Here is a 19,405-nt window from a genome sequence, read left to right as displayed (position 1 = left end):
ACTGCCGATGCGCTGCGGCTATGCTGCTGCCGGCTGCGGTTCCGCTGCCGTCCGCTGAAACTGCTGCTCAACAGGAGGGGCACCGGGGTGACAGACAGCCCTGCTGCCGTCCCGCTGCGGTTCGCGATCCTCGGTCCGGTGCGGGCCTTCCGCGATGCCGAACCCGTCGATCTGGGTCCGGCCAAGCAGCGTGCGGTCCTGGCGGTCCTTCTCCTGAACCCGGGCCGGCCGGTGCCGGTCCACCGGATCGTCGACGCGGTCTGGGGCGACGATCCGCCGGAGAACGGCCCGAACGTCGTACAGAAGTACGTGGCCGGGCTGCGCCGCGTGCTCGACCCGGACCGTTCCCCGCGCACGCCCGGCCAGTTGCTCGCCCTCACCGACGGCGGGTACGTGCTGAGAGCCGTCACCCTTGACGCCGACGACTTCCGGGCCCGGCTGGCCCGCGCCGACGCCGAACGCCGGGCCGGCAACACGACCGAGGCCGCCCGGGTCGCCCGCGTCGCGCTCGACATGTGGCACGGCGAAGCTCTCGGCGGGCTGACCGGCCCGGTCTTCGAGACGGCCCGGAACCGGCTGACCGAGGAACAGGCCAGCGCCTGGGAACTGTGGGCGGAACTCGAGGTCGCCCACGGCGTGGACAGCGGCCTGATCTCCGAGCTGGGCCGGCTCGTGGAGCAGTTCCCGCTGCGCGAGGGACTGCGGGCGCAGCTGATGATCGCGTTGCAGCGCGCCGGGCGGCAGGCCGAGGCGCTCGCCGCGTTCCGGGACGCCCGGGAGTACTTCCTGGACCAGCTCGGCGCGGAGCCGGGCGAGCGAATGCAGGAGGCGCACCGGCGGATCCTGCGGGACGAGGCGGTCTATGTCGAGGCGGTCGACCCGTGGGCCGGGCGGGATGTGACGCCGCAGGTCACAGTGGTGCCGATGGTGTCACCGGCGCCGGTGGTGTCACCGGCGCCGCCGGACCCGCTGCCCCCCTTTCCCGCCCCGGCCTCTTCGGCGCCCCTTGTGCTGACGCCACATCGGCGGGACGTGCGCGCCGTCGAGGTCGTCGTCGCCGCGCTGCTGCCGATCTTCATCTGCACGTTCGGCAGCTGGATCTGGTTCGCCTGGGCGGCCGTGCAGCGACGGACCCGGCACGAGCTGATCGCGGCGATCGGCTACTTCCTCGGCGTCCTCGCGGTGGTCTTCCTGTTCGCGACCGACCCGAGCCCGGTGGACAGCCCGACGACGAGCTCGGCCGAGGACGCCGCGATCCTGCTCGCGATCCTGCTCTCGCTCACCGCGGCGCTGCACGGCGCGGTCCTCGCCGCGCACCCCGGCGACACCCGGCGGGCTCGTGCCCGGCGGGATCTGGCCCGTCAGTTCGCGGCGGTCAACCCGGACGGCGCCCGGCAGGCGGGGATCGGACGGCCGGACCTTCTCCGCGCGTTCGACGACGGCGGGCTGCTCGACCTCAACCACGCGCCGGTGCAGGAGATCGCCCGGCTGCGCGGCATCGGGCCGGCCGAGGCGCAGCGGATCATCCATGATCGGTACGAGCACGGGCCGTACCGGCAGCCCGCGGATCTGGTGACCCGCGGGCTGGTCCCGGCGTCGGTATTGCGCCGGATCGAACGCTGGCTGATCTGCGTCCCGCCGGGCCGGGGCAGGCCCGGCTAGCGGCTTCCGGCGGCGGCCAGCTGGCGGCGCGCCACGTACTCCACCAGCTCGATCAGCACGTTGCGGGCGGCCACCTGGTCACGGGCGTCGAAGAGCACGACGGGGACGCCCGGGTCCAGGTCGAGCGCCCGGCTCACCGCGTCCGGAGCGAAACGCTGCTGGGTGTCGAAGCAGTTCACCGCCACCACGAACGGCGTGCCCCGCTGCTCGAAGTAGTCGATCGACGGGAAGCAGTCGGCCAGCCGCCGGGTGTCGGCCAGCACCACGGCGCCCAGCGCACCCTGCGACAGCTCGTCCCAGAGGAACCAGAAACGGTCCTGCCCGGGTGTGCCGAAGAGGTACAGCTGGAGGTCCTCGGTGATGGTGATCCGGCCGAAGTCCATGGTCACGGTGGTGGTGGTCTTACCCTCCACGCCCGAGACGTCGTCGGCGCCCTCGGCGCCGGTGAGCACCTCTTCGGTCTGCAGGGGCCGGATCTCGCTGACCGACCCGACCATCGTGGTCTTGCCCGCGCCGAAACCACCGGCTATCAGGATCTTGAGCGCGACCGGGATGCGCGACGAGCCGCCGTTGCGGTCAGAGCGCACGGAGTCCATTGACAACCGCCTTGAGAACGTCGACGTCGTGCGGCTGTGTGGCCGCCGGAGGTTCGTACAGCGAGATGAGCCCCGCTGAGCGTAGATCACCGAGAAAGACCCGGACCACGCCGATCGAGAGGTCCAGCTGGGACGCCAGCTCGACCACCGAGATCGGCTCCCACGCCGCCGCGACGATGGCGTGGTGCTCGGGTTGCAGCTGCGGACCGATCGGCAGGTCGGGAACGGTGGCCACCACGAACGCGACCAGGTCGAAGTCGCCGTCCGAGGGGGCGACCCGGCCTCCGGTCATCGCGTACGGCCTGACCACCGGCCCCGCGTCGGAGTCCAGCCAGTCGTGTGTCACACGCGGCTGCTCAGAGGGCATCGGACGGCGCGAGCACCGACCGCTCCGGCGCGCTCATGATCTGTCCCACCCGGGTCACCAGCATCGCCATCTCGTAGGCGATCAGGCCCAGATCGGCGTCGGCGGAGGCCAGCACGGCGAGACAGGCGCCCTGACCGGCGGCGGTCACGAAGAGGAAGGCCTCCTCCATCTCCACCACCGTCTGCCGGACCTGACCCGCCTGGAAGTGCCGGCTCGCGCCCTTGGCGAGGCTCTGGAAGCCGGCCGCCATGGCGGAGAGATGTTCGGCGTCCTCCCGGCTCATCGCCGCCGAGGCGCCGAGCATCAGCCCGTCGGCCGAGAGCACCACGGCCTGCTCCGCGGTTGGCACCCGTTCGATGAGATCGTCGAGGAGCCAGGTGAGGTTCGCGCTCTGCTTCGTCTGTGCCACTATGCGTCCTTCTCCAGCCTGAGGTTCTCTCCGGTGCCGTACGCGCGGTCGCCATCCGCCGCCTCGGTCCCGGATGGTGCGTTGTCCCGGGTCGCCGTGACGTCCACGAGAGCCGGGAAACTGACCGTATCGTCCGCGCGCTCGGTTTCCGCGGCGGCCGTTTCTGTGCGTGCGGCGTCCGTTTCTGTGCGTGCAGCGTCGAGGCGCCCGCGATGGGTGCCGAGCTGCAGGGCGCTCATGAGCGTGCGAACCTGCTCCGGACTGCGAGCGGGGGCGGTGGACTCCTGATCCACGGCCGGCTGACGCAGCTGCGGCGCGAGACTCGCCTGGCGGACCCGTTTCGGCAGGCCGTCGTCGTCCGGGGTCTCCACTGCGGACGGACCGCGTTGGGCCGGCACGACCGGCGCTTCCGGCGGCGGCTCGGAAGGACCGGAATTCCTGGGTACGGCCCGAGCCACGCCCGTGCTCCCGGCCGGCATCTCGATCGCCGGGTTCGGCTTGCGGCGGACCCGGCGTCGCTGCACCAGGCCTTCGGCGCTCAACTCGTCGGCGATCAGGCTCGGCGCCGGGCCACCCGGATCGGCGGTGGCCTCGGCCGGCGTCTCCTCGGCCGCCCCACGCCGGCCCGGCACGGTGACCTCACGCAGCTCACCGGTGCCCTGCCACTGCAGCGACGCCAGCGACTGCCGCAGCGGATCCTCGCTGCCGGATCCGACCAGCGGCGCGTCGAGCCCGCCGGAGGCGGGGCCGATCGGCAGCGCCGGGCCGGAGACGCTGGTCACCAGTTCCCCGGGGAGCAGCACGATCGCGGTGATGCCGCCGTACGCGGAGGCCCGCAGCGAGACCCGGATCTGGTGCCGGTTCGCCAGCTGGGCCACCACGAACAGGCCGAGCCGGGCGCTGTCGGTGGGGTCGAAGTCCGGCGGCTCGGCGAGCCGGCGGTTCGTCTCCTCGATCGCCTCCGGGGTCATCCCGAGGCCGCGGTCCTCGATCTCGATGGCGTAGCCGTTCGGCAGCACCTGACCGATCACCTGGACCCGCGCGTGCGGCGGCGAGTACGACGCCGCGTTCTCGATCAGCTCGGCGAGCAGGTGGATCACGTCACCGACCGCCCGGCCGAGCACCGCCGAGGAGGTGATCGCGCGGATGTCGACCCGCTTGTAGTCCTCCACCTCGCTGATCGCGCCGCGGACCACGTCGATGATCGGCACCGGGTTGCGCCAGCCGCGGCCGGGCGCAGCGCCGGCCAGGATGACCAGGTCCTCGGCGTGCCGCCGCATCCGGGTGGCGAGGTGGTCGACCCGGTAGAGGTCCTCCAGCTCCTGCGGCTCGGTCTCCCGGCGCTCCATCCTGTCCAGCAGCGAGAGCTGGCGGTGCAGGAGGGTCTGGCTGCGGCGGGCGATGTTGAGGAACACCTCGTTGATGCCGCGCCGGACGTTCGCCTCGTCGACCGCCGACTGCACGGCCGTACGCTGCACCGCGTTGAACGCGTGACCGAGCTGGCCGATCTCGTCGCCGCCGTACTCCAGCGGGGGTGTCTCCACCTCGACGTCGACGGCCTCGCCGCGCTGCAGCCGCCGGACCACCGCCGGCAGGCGCTCGGACGCCAGCTCCAGGGCCTCACGCCGGAGCCGGATCAGGCGCCCGACGATCGACCGGCCGAACCGGACCGCCACGAAGATCGAGAGCACGAACGCGACGAGGCCGAGCAGGCCGGCGATGCCGAGCCAGAGCAGGACGTTCACGGCCAGCGGGATGGCGTCCTCGGCCACCTCGTCGACCGACCGCAGCACGAAGTCGCTGAGCTCGGCGTTCGTCCGGTCGTACGTCGGCTGCCAGCTCTCGCCGCTGACCGGCGGTGGCCCGCCCGCGTAGCTGTCGCCGATGAGCGAGTTCTGCATGATGTCGAGGTCGACGAAGGCGGGGCTGGTGATCACCCGCGAGTAGTCGCCACGGGCGTCGTCCGGCATGTCCTCCACACCGGACTTGAGCAGGTAGCGCGAGTTGGCGATGTCCTCGATCAGGATGCCCCGGTTGATCGCGTGGATGTAACCCGCCGCGTTCGCACCGGCCAGCATCGCGTCGACCCGGCTCAGGTGCTCCAGCCCGCGCAGCGCGCTGATCAGGCCGCGGACCTCCCGGTCGACCCGCTCGTGGAAGAAGATCGCCGCGGTGGCGGACACCTCGAACGCGGCGTCGATCACCGCGCTGAAGTCCCGCACCACCGGGAGGACGTCCTTGATCAGCCGGTCGTCGATCCCGGCGCGGGTCTCCGGCAGTTCGTCGAGCAGGACGAGCATCTCGCCGACGCGGGCGCGCACCGGCTCGGTGAGGTCGGCCTCGGCGACGGCCCGGCGGAAGGTGGTGGCCGCCTCGTCGGTCGCGGCCCGCTCCCGGTTCAAATCGGTGGCGGTGGGCTTGGCAGCGGAGACGTAGATCGCCGAGAAGTGCCGCTCGCGCTGCAACTGCGCGATCAGTTGCAGTCCCGGGTTGCCGAGCTTGTGCACGGCGTCGCGGGCCTCGAGCAGGTTGAGCGCCGGACCGGCGGTCACCACCGTCGCGAAGACCCAGAGGGCGAGCAGTGCCGCGAGCGGCACCGCGACCATCGCGGTGATCTTCGAACGGATGGACCAGTTGCGGCTTCTCATCAGGCTCCGCCCGAGGGTTCGGTAGGAAACGATCAATACGCCGGCCAGCCCGGCGACCGATCAGAATGGGACGGCCACCACGCCTGAGTCATGCGCTCGGCGAAGAATACGTAATGACGTGCGTCTCAGCTAGTTCCTCGATCTCCCGGATGTGGTGCATCCGTCCTGTTTGTCCAGCCAGATCGGTGTGCGATCTTTTTTGAGAGATCGTCGGGTGCACGACAGTCCGCCGCGCGGCGCAGTGAGTGAACATGAGGATTGGCGGCCGGTACGAGTTGGGCATACCTCCAGTGGAAGAAGGAGGAACCTGATGTCCGCCACCGTCACCATCGTCCTGATCGTCGTCGTCCTACTCGTGCTGGCAGCGATCGTGCTGGGTGTCCGGGCCATGCGGCGCCGCAAGCTCCAGCAGACCTTCGGACCCGAGTACGACCGAGTGGTCGCCGATACCGGAAACCGCACCGAAGCCGAGCGTGAGCTGCACGAACGCACCAAGCGGCACGCACAGCTCGAACTGCGTCCACTGTCCGGCGAGTCGCGTGCCAAGTACGCCACCGCCTGGGAAGAGGTCCAGATCCGGTTCGTCGACAACCCCAAGGAGGCGGTCTCCACCGCCGACGAGCTGGTCACCGCGCTGATCGCCGAGCGCGGGTACCCGACCGGCGACTACGACGAGCGGCTCGCCAACCTCTCGGTCGAGCACGCCGCCACCCTGGAGCACTACCGCTCCGCCCACGAGATCAGCCGGCGCAGCCGGAACGACGAGGCCGAGACCGAGGATCTGCGTCAGGCCCTGGTCCATTACCGCGCCCTCTTCGCCGACCTGCTCGGCGAGAACCCGGTCGCGCACGCGAGCACCCCGGCGTCGCGCCCGGCCGCCGACGACTCGATCTCCGACGATGCGCCGGCCCGCACCGTGACCGACACTGAGGACACCGCCACCGAACCCGGCGTCGCGCGTTCCCGCCCCGACGCCACCAGCCGCTGAGGAGCACCCGACGATGCGCTTCTTCTCCAACGAGGCCAAGGACAACGCCGAGGACCAGGACGACGTCCGTACGCAGGATGCCGAGCGTACGCAGCAGAGCGAGCCGGTGGTGCCTCAGCAGCGCGCCGGATCGCCGTGGCAGCACGGGCCGGCCGACGCGGACCGGCCGATCGCCGAGCCGGCGCCGCAGCCCACCGCGTTCGGAGCGTCCACTGTGGGTGGTGCGGTCGCCGCGTCGGCCATGGCCGAGCCGCGTCCGGCCGGAGGCCGTGACGACGACGGCCGGCCCACCGATCGCACCACCGACGCCGCCTCCGGTGTCGCCGACGACCGGACGGTGGCGCTGGACGACCGGCCCCGGGAGCAGGCGGACGCCCGGCCCCAGGAGCAGGCTGACGCCCGGCTGCGGGAGCAGACCGACGCCCGGCCGCAGGAGTCGGAGGCCGATCGAACCGTGGCCATCGACACCACCGGCCGGGACCGGGCCGACACCACCGACCAGGACCGGACCGTGCCGATCGGTCAGAGCCCGGCGGACACCCACGACGACCTCGACCTGCCGCTGGACCTGGACGGGCCGCCGCACGGGCGACGCACCGACGACAGCGACGCGGCCGCCGCCTCGGTGATCGAGGACCGCGGCACCTTCGAGGATCCGAAGGTTCTCGACGAGGCCGAGCGGGTCGACCCGGTGGACACGGCCCTCGCCGACAAGGGCACCTTCGCGGACCCGCAGGTGGTCACGGCGCCCACCCCCACGACCGAGACCGATCAGTCCGCCGGTCCGGCGCCGTTCTTCCCCACCGCCGAGGTGCAGGCGCTCAAGGACCGCTGGCGCGACGTGCAGCTGCGGTTCGTGGACGATCCGAAGGCGGCCACCGGGGAGGCGGCACAACTGGTGGACGAGGCAGTGGACCGGCTCACCACGGCACTGCGCGAGCAGCGCGGCGCCCTGGCGAAGGGCCACGACGACACCGAGGCCCTCCGGGTGGAGCTGCGCGCCTACCGCGACATCCTGGACCGGCTGCTGGGTCTCTGAACAGCGAGGACATGAGAAAGGGGAGCCGATCGGCTCCCCTTTACTCGTGCTGGTGCGCGGAGTACCGCGGCTCCGGAGTGTCGTCCTCCGGTGGAGTGGAGGCCGACGGCTCCGGATCCTCGCTGACCTCCTCGCTCGGCTCCGCGGACGGCGACGGCGGGGGCTCCTCCTCGAGGCTCGGGCTCGGTGAGACGGCCGGGTCACTGGGCGGCGGCGGTGACGACGGGACGGCCGGCGAGGACGGCGACGGGGACGGGGAACCAGGCGTCACGACGACCGCGGCCGGGCTCATCGACGTCCGTTTCGGCGCCGGGCTCGACGTGGTTTCGCTGTCGTCGCGATCGGGGTAGACCCGGATCCAGTCGGCCCGGTCCGGAGTCTCGCCGGCACCGACACCGCCGAAGTCCATGTCCGATTCCGAGTACTGCTCGCCCACCACGGCCGAGGGTCGTTCGTTCGGGGCGACGTCGGCGGTGCCGAGCTGAGCGCCGAGCCAGAGGGCCGGTCCGACACCGACCGCCACGATTGCCCCGAAGAGCGTCGACGGACCTCGTGCCATGGCGCCCTCCCCCGGGTTTGGAGACGATCGTCGCGCCTCCCCAGCAGTCGTGCTACCCATTTCAGGTGCCGGCGAAGCGAACAATCTCCGAGGTCATTGTGACCCAAAGTGACGTAATGGTTGCTCATCCGTCGGGGATGAGACTGTCCTAGCCGTGGATACGGGCATCCACCGCACCGGGTTCAGCCACTCCCTCCGCCGAGGGCCGTGCGGCGGGCACCACCGGCCGCGTCCCGGTGAGGAACCTCACCGCATCGTCCCAGGCCTTCCAGCCGCCGAGCAGTTCGTCCGCGTCCAGCGCCGGGCGCAGCGTCACCCCGTCGCCGTCGCGCACCTCGATCGTCCAGCCCTTCCGGCGGCCGGGCAGCGCGGTCACCCCGGTCACGTCGGCGAACGGCAGGAACCGGCTGCCCGGCTCCGGCGCGGAGGCGGGCTCGGGTCGGGACGCGACCGGCACCCCGTCGGCGGCGATCCGGGCGAGCCGCCGCTTCGACTCCGGCTCGCGGCCCCGGGGCAGTCCCGGCACCAGCAACAACCCGAGATCCGTGATCAGCATGTCGGTACGCGCGCCGTCCACCGTCAGGTTGATCAGCCCGCCCAGGACCGGACGGGCCGGCCCGCCGTCCCCGGCCGGCGCCGCGAGGTCGACGCCGATCTTCTCCAGGTACTCGAGCACCGAGGCGACGGTCTCCGGCTCGGCCGCGGCCTGTGCCAGTTCGGCGAGGTTGAGGTAGGCGCCGTCGACACCGACCACCTCGGCCGCCCCGGTCCAGCTGTGCCGCCACCGCACGATGCCGCTGCGCAGGGCAGCGAGCGCCATCATCAGCCCGAGCAGGTCGATGATCCGGTCGGTGGCCGCGCCGGGCGAGGCGCCGGGGAACAGCGTCTCCGCCGCCGACCGCAGCCGGCCGTCGGCGGCCAGGTCGAGCACCTGCGCCGGACCGGTGATCTCGGCGCCCACCGCTCGGGAGATGGTCGCGAGCGCGGCCTCGGCCTCCCGCTCCATCTCCGCGGTCCGGGCGATGCTCAGGCACTCGTCCCAGGTCACGATGGTGCGACCGCCGACCGGATAGGCGACCTCCTGCAGAGCCCGGCCGAGCTGCGGCAGGTCGGGCACGAGCTCCACGGTCTCATCCGGACAGTCGGAAGCCTCCGGAGAGCCGGAAGCCTCCGGAGATTCCGACGATTCCGAGGCCGCCGGTATGGACGACGGCGGCAATGACGAGAGCCGTTCCGCCAGCGGCGGATGGGTGTCCCACGGACCGGCCGGCTCCGGTTCCTGTCCGCGCAGCAGCGTCATCTCCGCCGACCGTGCGGCAAGCACCCGCAGCAGCCCTCCGAACACGTCGTCCGGCACATATCCGGCCTGCCACCCCGGCCCCAGGTACTCAGCGTGGAACAACCGCTGCATCCCGGCGAGCGCGGGCAGATCGCGCAGCACGGCGGCGACGGACTCCACACCGGCGTGCTGGGCCGCGATCCGGTCGGCGGCCAGCTCCTGTTCACGGCTGAACGGTGTATCGATCCGCCGGTACAGCGCGGCCCAGGCCCGCAGCGCGATCCCGGCCGGATTGCGGCGGGAGATCCGGGGCACCACCCGGCCGACGGCCACCCGCCCGCGGTAGGCGAGCGGCGCCCACCGGCTGAGCCGGGGCGAGTAGTGCGCCAGCTCGTGGGTGACAGCGGCGCTCAGCCGGTCCGGACCCCAGGCCTGGAGCAGCGGAAGTCCCAGGTACAGGTCGCGGCGGCCGCCGACGAGGCCGAGCAGGCGGGTCCGAACGCCGGCCGTGACGCCTGCGTCGGCGACCACGATCAGGGTGTCCGGGACGGCCACGCCGGCGGCCACGGCCGCGGCGTCGACCAGGTCCCAGAGCCGGGGCGCGCGGTCACGGGTCACCGTCACCCCGGCCGGCAGGCGCCGGCGGGTGTGCAGGGCGCGCCAGGTCGCGTACCCGGCGGCGCCGAAGGTGGCGATGCTCAGCGGCACCCCGGCCCGCAGCGCCACGGTGCTCGGCAGCATCCACAGCACCGCACCGAGCGCCAGCAGCACGAGGGCGAGCTGCGCCCCGGCCACCAGTACGAATCCGGCAAGCGCCGCCGCCGATCGTGCACCCTTGCTCAAACCGTCGTCCTCCCCGAGAAACCGTCACAGCCTAGTTTCACGTCCTTGCAACCGGATATACGTGCGCCATGGCCCACCTCGATCAGACCCTCGCCGTCGCTCTCAAGGGGTACGCGTGGCTGCCCGATCTACGCCGCCGCGCCTCCGGCCGACCGGTGCGGACCCGCGTCATGGGACAGCCCGCCGTCGGCATCTGCGGCCCCGCCGCCGCCCAGTTCTTCTACGGCGCCGGCAACCTGGAACGGCACACGGCGCTGCCCAGCCTGGTCGTGCACACGCTGTTCGGCGAGGGCGCGGTGCACACGCTGGACGGGTCGGCGCACCGGCACCGCAAGGCCCTCTTCTCCAGCCTGCTGCTCGGTGAGAACGGCATCGACACGCTGGCGAAACTGACCGGCGAGGCGTTCGACGTGGCAGCGGCCGGCTGGCGGGGTGGCCGGGAGGTCACGCTCTTCGACGAGACGGCCCGGATCATCGCGAAGGCGGTGACGCGCTGGGTGGGCGTACCCGAGGAAGAGCGTGAGCTGACCGCCCTGGCCCGGGATCTGGTCGCGATGGTCGACGGATTCGCGACAGTGGGTCCGCGCTTCGCGCGGGCCTTGGCGGCACGCGAGCGGCAGGAGCGCATCCTGTCGAAGACGATTGCGAGGGTACGGGCGGAAGCTCCCACGCCGGAGCCGATCTCGGTGATCGCGCACCACACCGACGACGGCGTCCTGCTGGATCCCCGCACGGCGGCGGTCGAGCTGCTCAACGTCATCCGCCCGTCGACCGCGGTGGCGTGGTTCGTCGCGTTCGCCGCGCACGCCCTGGACCGCTGGCCGTGGCACGCCGCCCGGCTGCGGGCCGGCGACGACGAGTACACGCTGGCGTTCGTCCACGAGGTGCGCCGCTTCTACCCGTTCGCGCCGTTCCTCGGCGGACGCGCCGCCCGTGACCTGTTCTTCCAGGGTGAGCCGATCCCGTCCGGGACGCTGGTGCTGCTCGACGTCTACGGCCAGAACCACGACCCGGACCTCTGGGACGACCCGTACGCGTTCCGCCCGGAACGGTTCCTGGGCCGCGAGATCGGCGACTTCGATCTGATTCCGCAGGGCGGCGGCGACCCGCGCACCGGCCACCGCTGCCCCGGCGAGAAGATCACGATCGCCCTGCTGGGAACGCTGGTCCAGCACCTGTCCCGGCTCGACTACTACCTGCCGCCGCAGGACACTTCGATCAACCTCTCCCGAATCCCCGCGATCCCCCAGAGCCGCATCAAGCTGGTAGTCCCCTGACCTTCCGCGATCTTGGCGATTTCCTGTTGTTGTGCAAGTCGCCAAGATCGGGCGGGTCAGCGGGGCCAGGGGATGTCGGCCGACGGGTGGTAGGTGACCCCTGCTGCGGTCCAGCGGGGGCCGAAAGCGGCCAGGCGGGTGCGGAACGACTCCCAGTCCCGGACGCTGCGCGGCGACCAGGCCACCTCGGCGATCGCCGGGAGCCGGGGGAACGTCAGGTACTGCACGTCGGCGACGCTGCGCAGGGTCTCCGACCAGAGCGGCGCCTCCACGCCGAGCAGCGCCGACTCGGGCACACCGGGCAGGCGGTCGGCCGGGTCCCAGTCGTACGCCCGCCGGACGTCGATGTGACAGGCCCAGTCCAGCCCGATCCGGGTGTCCGCGTCGTACTTCATGTCGAGGTACACCCGGTCGGCCGGGGCCATGATGATCCGCCGGCCGTCCGCGGCGGCCCGTGCCGTGTCGTCGTCGGCGGCCTCGGTCCGCCAGTACTGGACGACCGCGTTCTCCGGCAGCTCGACCGCGGCGATCTCGTGCCAGCCGATCGCCCGCTTGCCGTACTTGCCCGGCAGCGGAAGCACCCGGGTCAGGAACGCCCGGTAGTCCTCGACCGGCGTGGAGTGGCACTCGTCGCCGCCGATGTGCAGGTACGGCCCGGGCGTCACGTCGGCCACCGTCCGGATCACGTCCTCGACGAACGCGTAGGTCTCCTCCTTGCCGGCCACCAGCGAGCTGTATCCCACCTCGGCGTCGGTGCGCTGCGGCACCGGCTGCCCGTCGGCGGTCAGCTCCGGGTACGCGTGGTGCACGGCGTTCACGTGTCCCGGCATGTCGATCTCGGGAACGATCGTGACGAAGCGGGCGGCCGCGTAGTCGACGATCCCGGTGTACTCGGCGAGCGTGAGGAAGCCCGGCCCGGCGCCGTCCACCCCGGTCCCGGCGCCGCCGCTGATCTCGGTGAGCCTCGGCCAGCCCGGGATCTCCAGACGCCAGCCCTGGTCGTCGGTGAGGTGCAGGTGCAGGTGATTGATTTTGAACTGGACGAGCAGGTCGATGTGCGCCTTGATCTCGTCGGCGGTGAAGAAGTGCCGGGCGATGTCGAGCATCGCGCCGCGGTACTCGTAGCGCGGCGCGTCCTCGATCACCCCGCCGGGCAGGACCGGCGCCAGCTGGAGCAGCGTCTGCACACCCCAGAACAGGCCCTGTGGCGTGCCGCCGCGCAGGGTCACCGACTCGCCGGTGATCTCACAGGTGTAGCCCTCGGCGGCGAGCGACGGGTCGAGCTCGAGACGGATCGCGCCGCCGGGACCGATCGGGATCGCCACGCCGGTGACACCGGCGAGCTCCGCGGCGAGGTGGGCGGCGACGGCGGCGGCCTCGGGGACCGCGCTCACCGCCGTACCGTCAATGATCGTGAACGATGCGGCCGGAACGGGCCGCACGGAGGCGGGGTGAGGAATCACATCGCCGAGTCGCTTCGTCAGAGGGCGCACTCTGAAGACTCTAAACTGTTTCTCCATGGCGATCACCACGCGTCATGGCCTCCTCGGCGATGAGCGGCTGCTGCACGGCCTTGCCGCCCGGACGTTCGGCCTGGCCTGCCCGCCGGGCATGGCGCAGGCGGACGTCGACGCGTTCGTCGCGGCGAATCTGTCGGTCGACAGCTTCACCCGATACCTGGCCGACCCGAACCGGATCATCGTGCTGGTGTCCGAGGGCGATCAGCCGGTGGGTTACGCGATGCTGGTCCGCGACCGGATCACCGATCCGGACGTGGCAGCCGTGGTCGACGAGGCGACGAGCATCGAGCTGAGCAAGTTCTACCTGCTGGCCGAGGCGCACGGCAGCGGGGCGGCGCACGCGCTGATGACCGAGACGATCTCCACGGCGGCGCGGACCGGCGCGCGCACCTGCTGGCTCGGCGTGAACCAGCAGAACGTGCGAGCTGCGAAGTTCTACGCGAAGCACGGATTCGACATCATCGGGGTGAAACGGTTCCTGGTCGGCTCCGAGTGGTGCGACGACCACATCCGGCAGCGGGATCTATCCTCGCGGGATGGCTGAGGTACGGGCAGCGCACGCCACTGACGTCGCGGCGATCCACGGCATCTGCACCAGGGCGTTCCACGCCACGTACCGGGACACTCTCCCGGCGGGCTATGTCGGCCGCATGCTTGCCGAGTTCTACGCCCCGGACCGGATCGCCGGGCGGATCGCTCCCGAGCCGCCGGGTTGGCTCGGCTATCAGCTCGTCGAGGAGGACGGCCGGATGCTCGGCGTCGCCGCGGGCGGTCTCACCGACCCCGGCGCCGCGGAGCTCTTCATGATCTATCTGGAGCCGTCGGAACGCGGTCGCGGTCTCGGCACCCTGCTGCTGGACCGGATCACCGAGCAGGTCCGCGACCTGGGCGCGACCGAGCTCTGGGTGGCCGCGGTGGTCGGCAACGACCTCGGGGTGCCGTTCTACGAGGCGCGCGGCTTCACGATCCAGAGCAAGCGCCGGGCGTACGGCTCGACGGACGCCGAGGACGCCTGGTCGTGGCTCCTGCGGAAATTCATCTGAGCCGGCGCTTCAAAGCGACGAAGAATTGTCGTACCCCGTCGATACCTTGAAGGTGCGGTTCGGCGCCACGGGGGCGCCGAACCGTCCAATCAGGACATCGTGGTTCTCACAGCACAGCGGCCCTCACGGCACAGCTGCTCTCACGGCATCGCAGTGCTCTTGATCAGCGTCTCTCCCGCCCGGCGGGCGCCGTCGCGGAGCTCGGCCGGTGACTCGATGACGAACGGCGCCGACAGCACCCCGAGCACCATGATCGGCCAGCCCAGGTCGTCCACACTCATGGCCAGCCGGCAGGACGAGGCGGTCACCGCCGTCACCACGCCCCAGTCGCCGACGACGGATCGCACCGTCTCCTCCGGCGCCTCGATCAGCACCGACACGTCGTAACGGTTGGGGATGGTCGCCAGCCGCGAGCGCAACCAGGCCACCGGATCGCCGCCCGGCAGCTCGCGCGGGCGGAACCGCGCGCCGGTGAGCGACGGATCGCTGAACCGGTCCACCCGGAAACTGCGCCAGTCTCCGCGGTCCAGGTCCCACGCCACGAGGTACCACCGGCGGCCGAGCGAGACCAGCCGGTGCGGCTCGACGTGCCGGCGCATCGCCTCGCCGTCGCGCGGCGCGTAATCGAACCGCAGCCGTTCCTCACCCCGGCAGGCCATCGCGATCGTGGTCAGGGTCTCCGCGTCGAGCACCGGGCCGCCACCGAACACACCGGGCGCGGTGACCGCCTGGAGCGCGTCGATGCGGCGGCGCAGCCGGGGCGGGAGCAGCTGGATCACCTTGGCGAGGGCTCGCACCGACGTCTCCTCGAAACCGGCCACGGCGCCGGCTGCGGCGCTGCGCAGCCCGACCGCGATGGCGACCGCCTCCTCGTCGTCGAGCAGCAGCGGCGGCATCGCCGCGCCGGCCTGCAACTGGTAACCGCCGGCCACGCCACGGCTGGCGTCGACCGGGTAGCCGAGCTCGCGCAGCCGGTCGACGTCACGGCGCAGGGTCCGTGGGCTGACCTCCAAGCGGCCCGCCAGCTCCGATCCCGGCCAGTAGCGATGGGTCTGCAGCAACGACAGGAGCCGGAGCATCCGAGCACTCGTGTTCGCCATGTCCTCAGACTCCATCACATTGCGGTCAGAAAGTGGCCGCTTCGAACTCTAGCGTCGACACCATGATGATTGAGACGAGAGAGCTGACGAAGCTGTTCAAGGACGTCCGCGCGGTCGACGGCATCAACCTGACGGTGGCTCGCGGCGAGCTCGTCGCCCTGCTCGGGCCGAACGGCGCCGGCAAATCCACCACGCTGCGGATGCTCACCACGCTGATCCCGCCCACCTCGGGCAGCGCGCAGGTCGCCGGCTTCGACGTGGTCCGCCGGCAGCGCGACGTGCGGCTGCGGATCGGATACATCGGACAGGGCAACGGCGCCGGGCACAGCCAGCGCGGGCGGGACGAGCTGATCAGCCAGGGCCGGGCGTACGGGATGACGGTGCGCGCGGCCCGTGCCCGGGCGGCCGAGCTGATCGACTCCCTCGGGCTCACCGACGTCGCCGACCGTACCGTCTCCACCCTCTCCGGCGGCCAGCGCCGCCGCCTGGACATCGCGATGGGCCTGATCCACGCCCCTGAGCTGCTCTTCCTCGACGAGCCGTCGACCGGGCTCGACCCGCAGAACCGGGCCAACCTGCAGGAGCACATCGTGCGGCTGCGCGCCGAGCACGGGACCACGATCGTGCTGACCACGCACTATCTCGACGAGGCGGACTCGATGGCCGAGCGGGTGATCGTCATCGACCACGGCCGGATCATCGCGGACGACCACCCGCGGGAGCTCAAGGCGAAGCACGTGGGTGACCGGGTGATCCTGGGCTTCCCCACCCCGGGCGAGACAGTGTCCGCGGCACGCCTCAGCGGCGGCACGGAAACCGACGGACGTGTCGTGATCTCCACCGAAGACGGCCCCCGCCACGCCCCGAAGATCATCGACGAGTTGCGCGGGCACGACCTGGCCCCGGACTCCATCGAGGTCAGACGACCCACCCTGGACGACGTCTTCCTCACCCTGACCGGCCGCAGCCTGCGTGAGGGCGGCGCGGCGGACACCCAGCCCGAGCTCGTGGAGGCCTGATCATGACATCGCTCGTCACCGACACCCGCGTCGTCTTCAGCCGTGAGCTGCGACCGGTCATCCGCGACCCGTTCTCCGTGATCTTCTCGATGGTCCAGCCGCTCTTCTTCCTCGCGCTCTTCGCGCCGCTGCTCCCGGGCGACTCGTCGCTCCAGTGGTTCGTCCCCGGGATCATCGTGATGTCCTGCCTCTTCGGCTCCTCGATGACCGGGTCCAACCTGCTCTTCGAGATGCAGACCGGCTCGCACGAGCGGATGCTGGTCACCCCGCTGCGACGGCCCGCCCTGCTGATCGGCCGGGCGCTCAAGGAGATCGTCCCGATGCTCGCGCAGGCCGCCCTGATCGTGGTCGTCTGCATCCCGTTCGGATTCGAGCTGCACCTGCCGGGCGCCCTGATCGGCCTGGGAATCCTGGCCGGCTTCTGCGTCGGGCTCGGCGCGCTCTCCTACACGCTGGCGCTCGCCGCGAAGAACAAGGAGTGGCTCTTCTGGACGGTCCAGCAGACGCTGCTCTTCCCGCTGCTGCTGCTCGCCGGGGTGCTGCTGCCGATCGAGAACGGTCCGGGCTGGCTGCAGGCGCTCTCCCAGGCCAACCCGATGACGTACGTGGTGGACGCGGAACGCGCCCTGTTCGCCGGCGACGTCTGGGCCCGGCACACCGCCGAGGGTCTGATCGCCGCGGTGCTGGTCGGGGCGCTGGGGTTGTTCGTCGGCGTCCGGGCCATGCAGCGATCGGATTGAGCGATACCTTCTCCCCCATGAGAGGCGCGCTCGGCCGGCTGCTGGAGAACATCGTCCGTCCCCCGACGCCGGCCCCGCAGGCCCGGCACGGTGATCAGGACGCGGTCGTGGACTGCGCGGTCTACGCCGGCGGAGCGCGCCGGTCCGGGCCACGACAGATTCCGTACGGGGAAGCGGCTCGCCTGGCCGGCCGGCGCGGCAGCTTCGTCTGGCTCGGCCTGCACGAGCCGAGCCGCTCCACGATGACCGCCGTCGCCGAGGTGTTCGGCCTGCACGAACTGCACGTCGAGCAGGCCGTGTCGGGCGGGCACCGGCCCGGCGTCGAGGTGCTCGGCGACGTGACCCGGCTGGTGCTGCGCACCGCCAGGTACGTGGAGCACGACGAGTTGACGGCCACCTCCGAGGTGGTGGAGACCGGCGATGTGACGATCCTTGTCGGACCGTCTTTCGCGATCACCGTGCGGCAGGGTCCGGTCGGCCCGCTGGCCCTGGTACGCCGTGAGCTGGAGTCCCGCCCCGAGGTGCTGCGGCAGGGCCCGTGGTCGGTGGCGTACGCGGTGGGCAGCCGGATGGTGGACAGCTACCTGGACGTGGCCGGGCATGTGGAACACGACCTGGACCGGATCGAGGAGGAGACGTTCGCCACCGTCCGGTCCTCCGAGTTCTCCCACATCTATCAGCTGAAACGGGAGATGGTGGAGTTCAAGCGGGCGGTGCTGCCGCTCGGCGAGCCGATGACGCGGCTGCTGGAGCTGCGCGACGTGCCGCCCGCGCTGCACCCCTACCTGGTGGACGTGCGTAGCCGGCTGGCCCGGGCCGCGGACCGGGTGGGCGGCTTCGACGAGCTGCTCAACTCGATCCTGCAGGCCCGCCTCGCGCAGATCTCGGTCGATCAGAACCACGACATGCGCAAGATCGCCGCGTGGGCCGCGATCGCCGCGGTGCCCACTGTGATCGCCGGCATCTTCGGCATGAACTTCGCGGTGATGCCCGGCCTCGACTCCCGGTACGGCTTCTGGGGCGCGATCCTCGCCATGGTGCTGATCGGTGGTGGCGTGCATCGCAGCCTGAAGAAGTACGGCTGGCTATGATCTTCCCTGGATTCCCCGGGGAAAGCAGCACGTCATGTCCACCACGAGCTTGACCCTGCGCGAGCGTGCCTCGCTGCCGCTCGAATACGTCCGCACGGTCGGCCCACTCGTCGGCGTCACCGCCGGCCGCGTCCGCGACGCATTGATCGGCCTGCACGCCGCACACCCGGCGCACCCGATCGTCTCCCGGCTGAGCCGCTCCGCGAACAGGTGGGAACACCTGGACGGCCCGGAGTTCGCCCGGTTCGCCGAGGGCGCGGTGACCGACCTCGGGCACGACCCGGTGAACTTCGAGGCCATGACGCGGCAGCTGCAGTTCGAGCCACCCGGCCAGCACCCGGTACGGATCCTTGCCGGTGGCGGCTATCTCGCGGTGCGGGTGTCCTCGGCGTACGCGGGCGCCACGAACCCGCTGCTGCGGGAGCTCGCCCTGGCAGCGTACGAGTTGCGCGCCGCACGCATACCCACCTCGCCGGCCAGGCAGCAGGCGGCCCTGCCGAAAGCCTGGTGGAAGCAGGTCGGCCGGCATCCCGGACGCTGGATGCTGCCGAAGCAGCAGTCGCCGGCGACCGGGCCGTCGACGTCCTGGCACCCCAGCCTGACCATGCGCTCGGCGCGGTCCGCCCGCGTCCTCGACGAGATGGCCGCCTGGCGGGACCGGTACGCGCCAGGCGTCAGCACCGCCGCGATCACGTTCGCCGCGTTCACCGCCGCACTGATCGAACTCGGTCTCGAACCGGACCCGCACGGCGGCACGTTCCTGCTCGACCTCGGTCCGGCACACCTACCGGCGGACGCGCTCACCGACCCGGTCGCGATCCACCGGACGCTCGCCGACGAGCTGGCCTCGGGCCGGCCGCTGACCCGCAAGATGCTCCGGGCCGGGCGGGCCGTGCTGACCGGCGCGCCGGTGGAGTCCCCGCCCGGTCTGGCGTTCAGCGATCGGGGCCGGCACGACATGCTGGGCGACCTGCCGTGGGCGGTGGTGCCGGCCAGCCGAATCAACCTGAGCGTGCCGACCGTCAGCGGGCCGCAGACCATCACCGTGACGAGCAGCGAGATGACGGGTGTCCTGCATCTGGAGGCGACGTTCCACGCCACCAGCTACGACCCGGACGTGATCGCCCGCGCGGTCGAGCTGACCTGCACCGACCCGGCCGGTCTGATCATGGCGAATCGCTGAGACGAATCGCTGCGGCGTTCGCCGGTGTGAACGACAACGCGC

Annotated in this window: 18 protein-coding genes; 10 read left to right on the top strand and 8 right to left on the bottom strand. The window is 71.5% G+C overall.

From position 1 onward, the window contains the following. The first annotated feature begins 87 nt into the window (after positions 1–87). On the top strand, positions 88–1,662 hold the full coding sequence (locus AB0F72_RS18220) for a BTAD domain-containing putative transcriptional regulator (protein WP_360432117.1): 1,575 nt from the start codon (positions 88–90) through the stop codon (positions 1,660–1,662). Here the strand turns inward: AB0F72_RS18220 and AB0F72_RS18215 are convergent. Genes AB0F72_RS18215 through AB0F72_RS18200 form a run of 4 tightly spaced genes read right to left on the bottom strand, consistent with a single transcriptional unit; the run spans position 1,659 to position 5,682 of the window. After that, positions 1,659–2,258, bottom strand: coding sequence for an ATP/GTP-binding protein (locus AB0F72_RS18215; protein WP_360432114.1), 600 nt, complete (start codon positions 2,256–2,258; stop codon positions 1,659–1,661). The genes AB0F72_RS18220 and AB0F72_RS18215 overlap by 4 nt on opposite strands. Further along, positions 2,239–2,625: a DUF742 domain-containing protein gene (locus AB0F72_RS18210; protein ID WP_041829565.1), complete on the bottom strand. Its 387-nt coding sequence runs from the start codon at positions 2,623–2,625 to the stop codon at positions 2,239–2,241. Before AB0F72_RS18210 ends, AB0F72_RS18215 begins: the two co-directional genes overlap by 20 nt. Continuing rightward, a complete protein-coding gene (locus AB0F72_RS18205) occupies positions 2,615–3,037 on the bottom strand; it encodes a roadblock/LC7 domain-containing protein (protein WP_360432427.1) in 423 nt (140 codons plus the stop codon). The genes AB0F72_RS18210 and AB0F72_RS18205 overlap by 11 nt, the downstream gene beginning before the upstream one ends. Further along, positions 3,034–5,682, bottom strand: a complete 2,649-nt coding sequence (locus tag AB0F72_RS18200; protein ID WP_360432110.1) for a nitrate- and nitrite sensing domain-containing protein — start codon at positions 5,680–5,682, stop codon at positions 3,034–3,036. Before AB0F72_RS18200 ends, AB0F72_RS18205 begins: the two co-directional genes overlap by 4 nt. 310 nt (positions 5,683–5,992) lie before the next feature. Between AB0F72_RS18200 and AB0F72_RS18195 the strand changes: the two genes are divergently transcribed. Both AB0F72_RS18195 and AB0F72_RS18190 read left to right on the top strand, forming a co-directional pair. Then, entirely contained in the window at positions 5,993–6,670 is a 678-nt protein-coding gene (locus AB0F72_RS18195; RefSeq protein WP_360432107.1) for a hypothetical protein, read from the top strand. Positions 6,671–6,683: 13 nt separating this feature from the next. After that, positions 6,684–7,709, top strand: a complete 1,026-nt coding sequence (locus AB0F72_RS18190) for a hypothetical protein (protein ID WP_360432104.1) — start codon at positions 6,684–6,686, stop codon at positions 7,707–7,709. Positions 7,710–7,749: 40 nt separating this feature from the next. Here the strand turns inward: AB0F72_RS18190 and AB0F72_RS18185 are convergent, their stop codons facing one another. Both AB0F72_RS18185 and AB0F72_RS18180 read right to left on the bottom strand, forming a co-directional pair. Beyond that, the gene (locus AB0F72_RS18185; protein ID WP_360432101.1) at positions 7,750–8,268 is read right to left on the bottom strand and encodes a hypothetical protein; all 519 of its coding nucleotides are present in this window, start codon (positions 8,266–8,268) and stop codon (positions 7,750–7,752) included. A gap of 148 nt (positions 8,269–8,416) precedes the next feature. Next, entirely contained in the window at positions 8,417–10,390 is a 1,974-nt protein-coding gene (locus tag AB0F72_RS18180; RefSeq protein WP_360432098.1) for a M48 family metallopeptidase, read from the bottom strand. A 68-nt stretch (positions 10,391–10,458) separates the two neighbouring features. Between AB0F72_RS18180 and AB0F72_RS18175 the strand changes: the two genes are divergently transcribed. Beyond that, positions 10,459–11,667, top strand: a complete 1,209-nt coding sequence (locus AB0F72_RS18175; RefSeq protein WP_360432095.1) for a cytochrome P450 — start codon at positions 10,459–10,461, stop codon at positions 11,665–11,667. 56 nt (positions 11,668–11,723) lie between these two features. Here the strand turns inward: AB0F72_RS18175 and AB0F72_RS18170 are convergent, their stop codons facing one another. Next, positions 11,724–13,187, bottom strand: a complete 1,464-nt coding sequence (locus tag AB0F72_RS18170) for a family 20 glycosylhydrolase (RefSeq protein ID WP_360432092.1) — start codon at positions 13,185–13,187, stop codon at positions 11,724–11,726. On the opposite strand from AB0F72_RS18170, the gene AB0F72_RS18165 reads away from it, so the two are divergent. Continuing rightward, positions 13,186–13,731 carry a GNAT family N-acetyltransferase gene (locus AB0F72_RS18165; protein WP_360432089.1) on the top strand — a complete coding sequence of 182 codons (546 nt, stop codon included), beginning with the start codon at positions 13,186–13,188 and terminating at the stop codon, positions 13,729–13,731. The two genes, AB0F72_RS18170 and AB0F72_RS18165, sit on opposite strands and share 2 nt — an antisense overlap. Beyond that, positions 13,724–14,230 (top strand): GNAT family N-acetyltransferase, encoded by a 507-nt coding sequence (locus AB0F72_RS18160; protein ID WP_360432086.1) that lies wholly within the window; start codon positions 13,724–13,726, stop codon positions 14,228–14,230. The genes AB0F72_RS18165 and AB0F72_RS18160 overlap by 8 nt, the downstream gene beginning before the upstream one ends. Positions 14,231–14,370: 140 nt before the next feature. Here the strand turns inward: AB0F72_RS18160 and AB0F72_RS18155 are convergent, their stop codons facing one another. Next, positions 14,371–15,330, bottom strand: coding sequence for a YafY family protein (locus AB0F72_RS18155; RefSeq protein WP_360432083.1), 960 nt, complete (start codon positions 15,328–15,330; stop codon positions 14,371–14,373). Between the two features lie 62 nt (positions 15,331–15,392). Here AB0F72_RS18155 and AB0F72_RS18150 point away from each other — a divergent pair, with 62 nt between their 5' ends. Genes AB0F72_RS18150 through AB0F72_RS18135 form a run of 4 tightly spaced genes read left to right on the top strand, consistent with a single transcriptional unit; the run spans position 15,393 to position 19,363 of the window. Then, positions 15,393–16,349: an ABC transporter ATP-binding protein gene (locus AB0F72_RS18150; protein WP_360432080.1), complete on the top strand. Its 957-nt coding sequence runs from the start codon at positions 15,393–15,395 to the stop codon at positions 16,347–16,349. A gap of 2 nt (positions 16,350–16,351) precedes the next feature. Continuing rightward, the gene (locus tag AB0F72_RS18145) at positions 16,352–17,089 is read left to right on the top strand and encodes an ABC transporter permease (protein WP_360432077.1); all 738 of its coding nucleotides are present in this window, start codon (positions 16,352–16,354) and stop codon (positions 17,087–17,089) included. 17 nt (positions 17,090–17,106) lie between these two features. Further along, positions 17,107–18,180: a magnesium and cobalt transport protein CorA gene (locus AB0F72_RS18140; protein WP_360432074.1), complete on the top strand. Its 1,074-nt coding sequence runs from the start codon at positions 17,107–17,109 to the stop codon at positions 18,178–18,180. 34 nt (positions 18,181–18,214) lie between these two features. Further along, positions 18,215–19,363, top strand: a complete 1,149-nt coding sequence (locus AB0F72_RS18135) for a hypothetical protein (RefSeq protein WP_360432071.1) — start codon at positions 18,215–18,217, stop codon at positions 19,361–19,363. The last annotated feature ends 42 nt before the right edge of the window (positions 19,364–19,405 follow it).

The organism is Actinoplanes sp. NPDC023936 (assembly GCF_040639325.1).
In the GTDB taxonomy this organism is placed as follows: Bacteria; Actinomycetota; Actinomycetes; order Mycobacteriales; family Micromonosporaceae; genus Actinoplanes.
The sequence above is the reverse complement of the archived record's forward strand: the minus strand, read 5'-3'. Positions and strand labels throughout refer to the sequence as shown.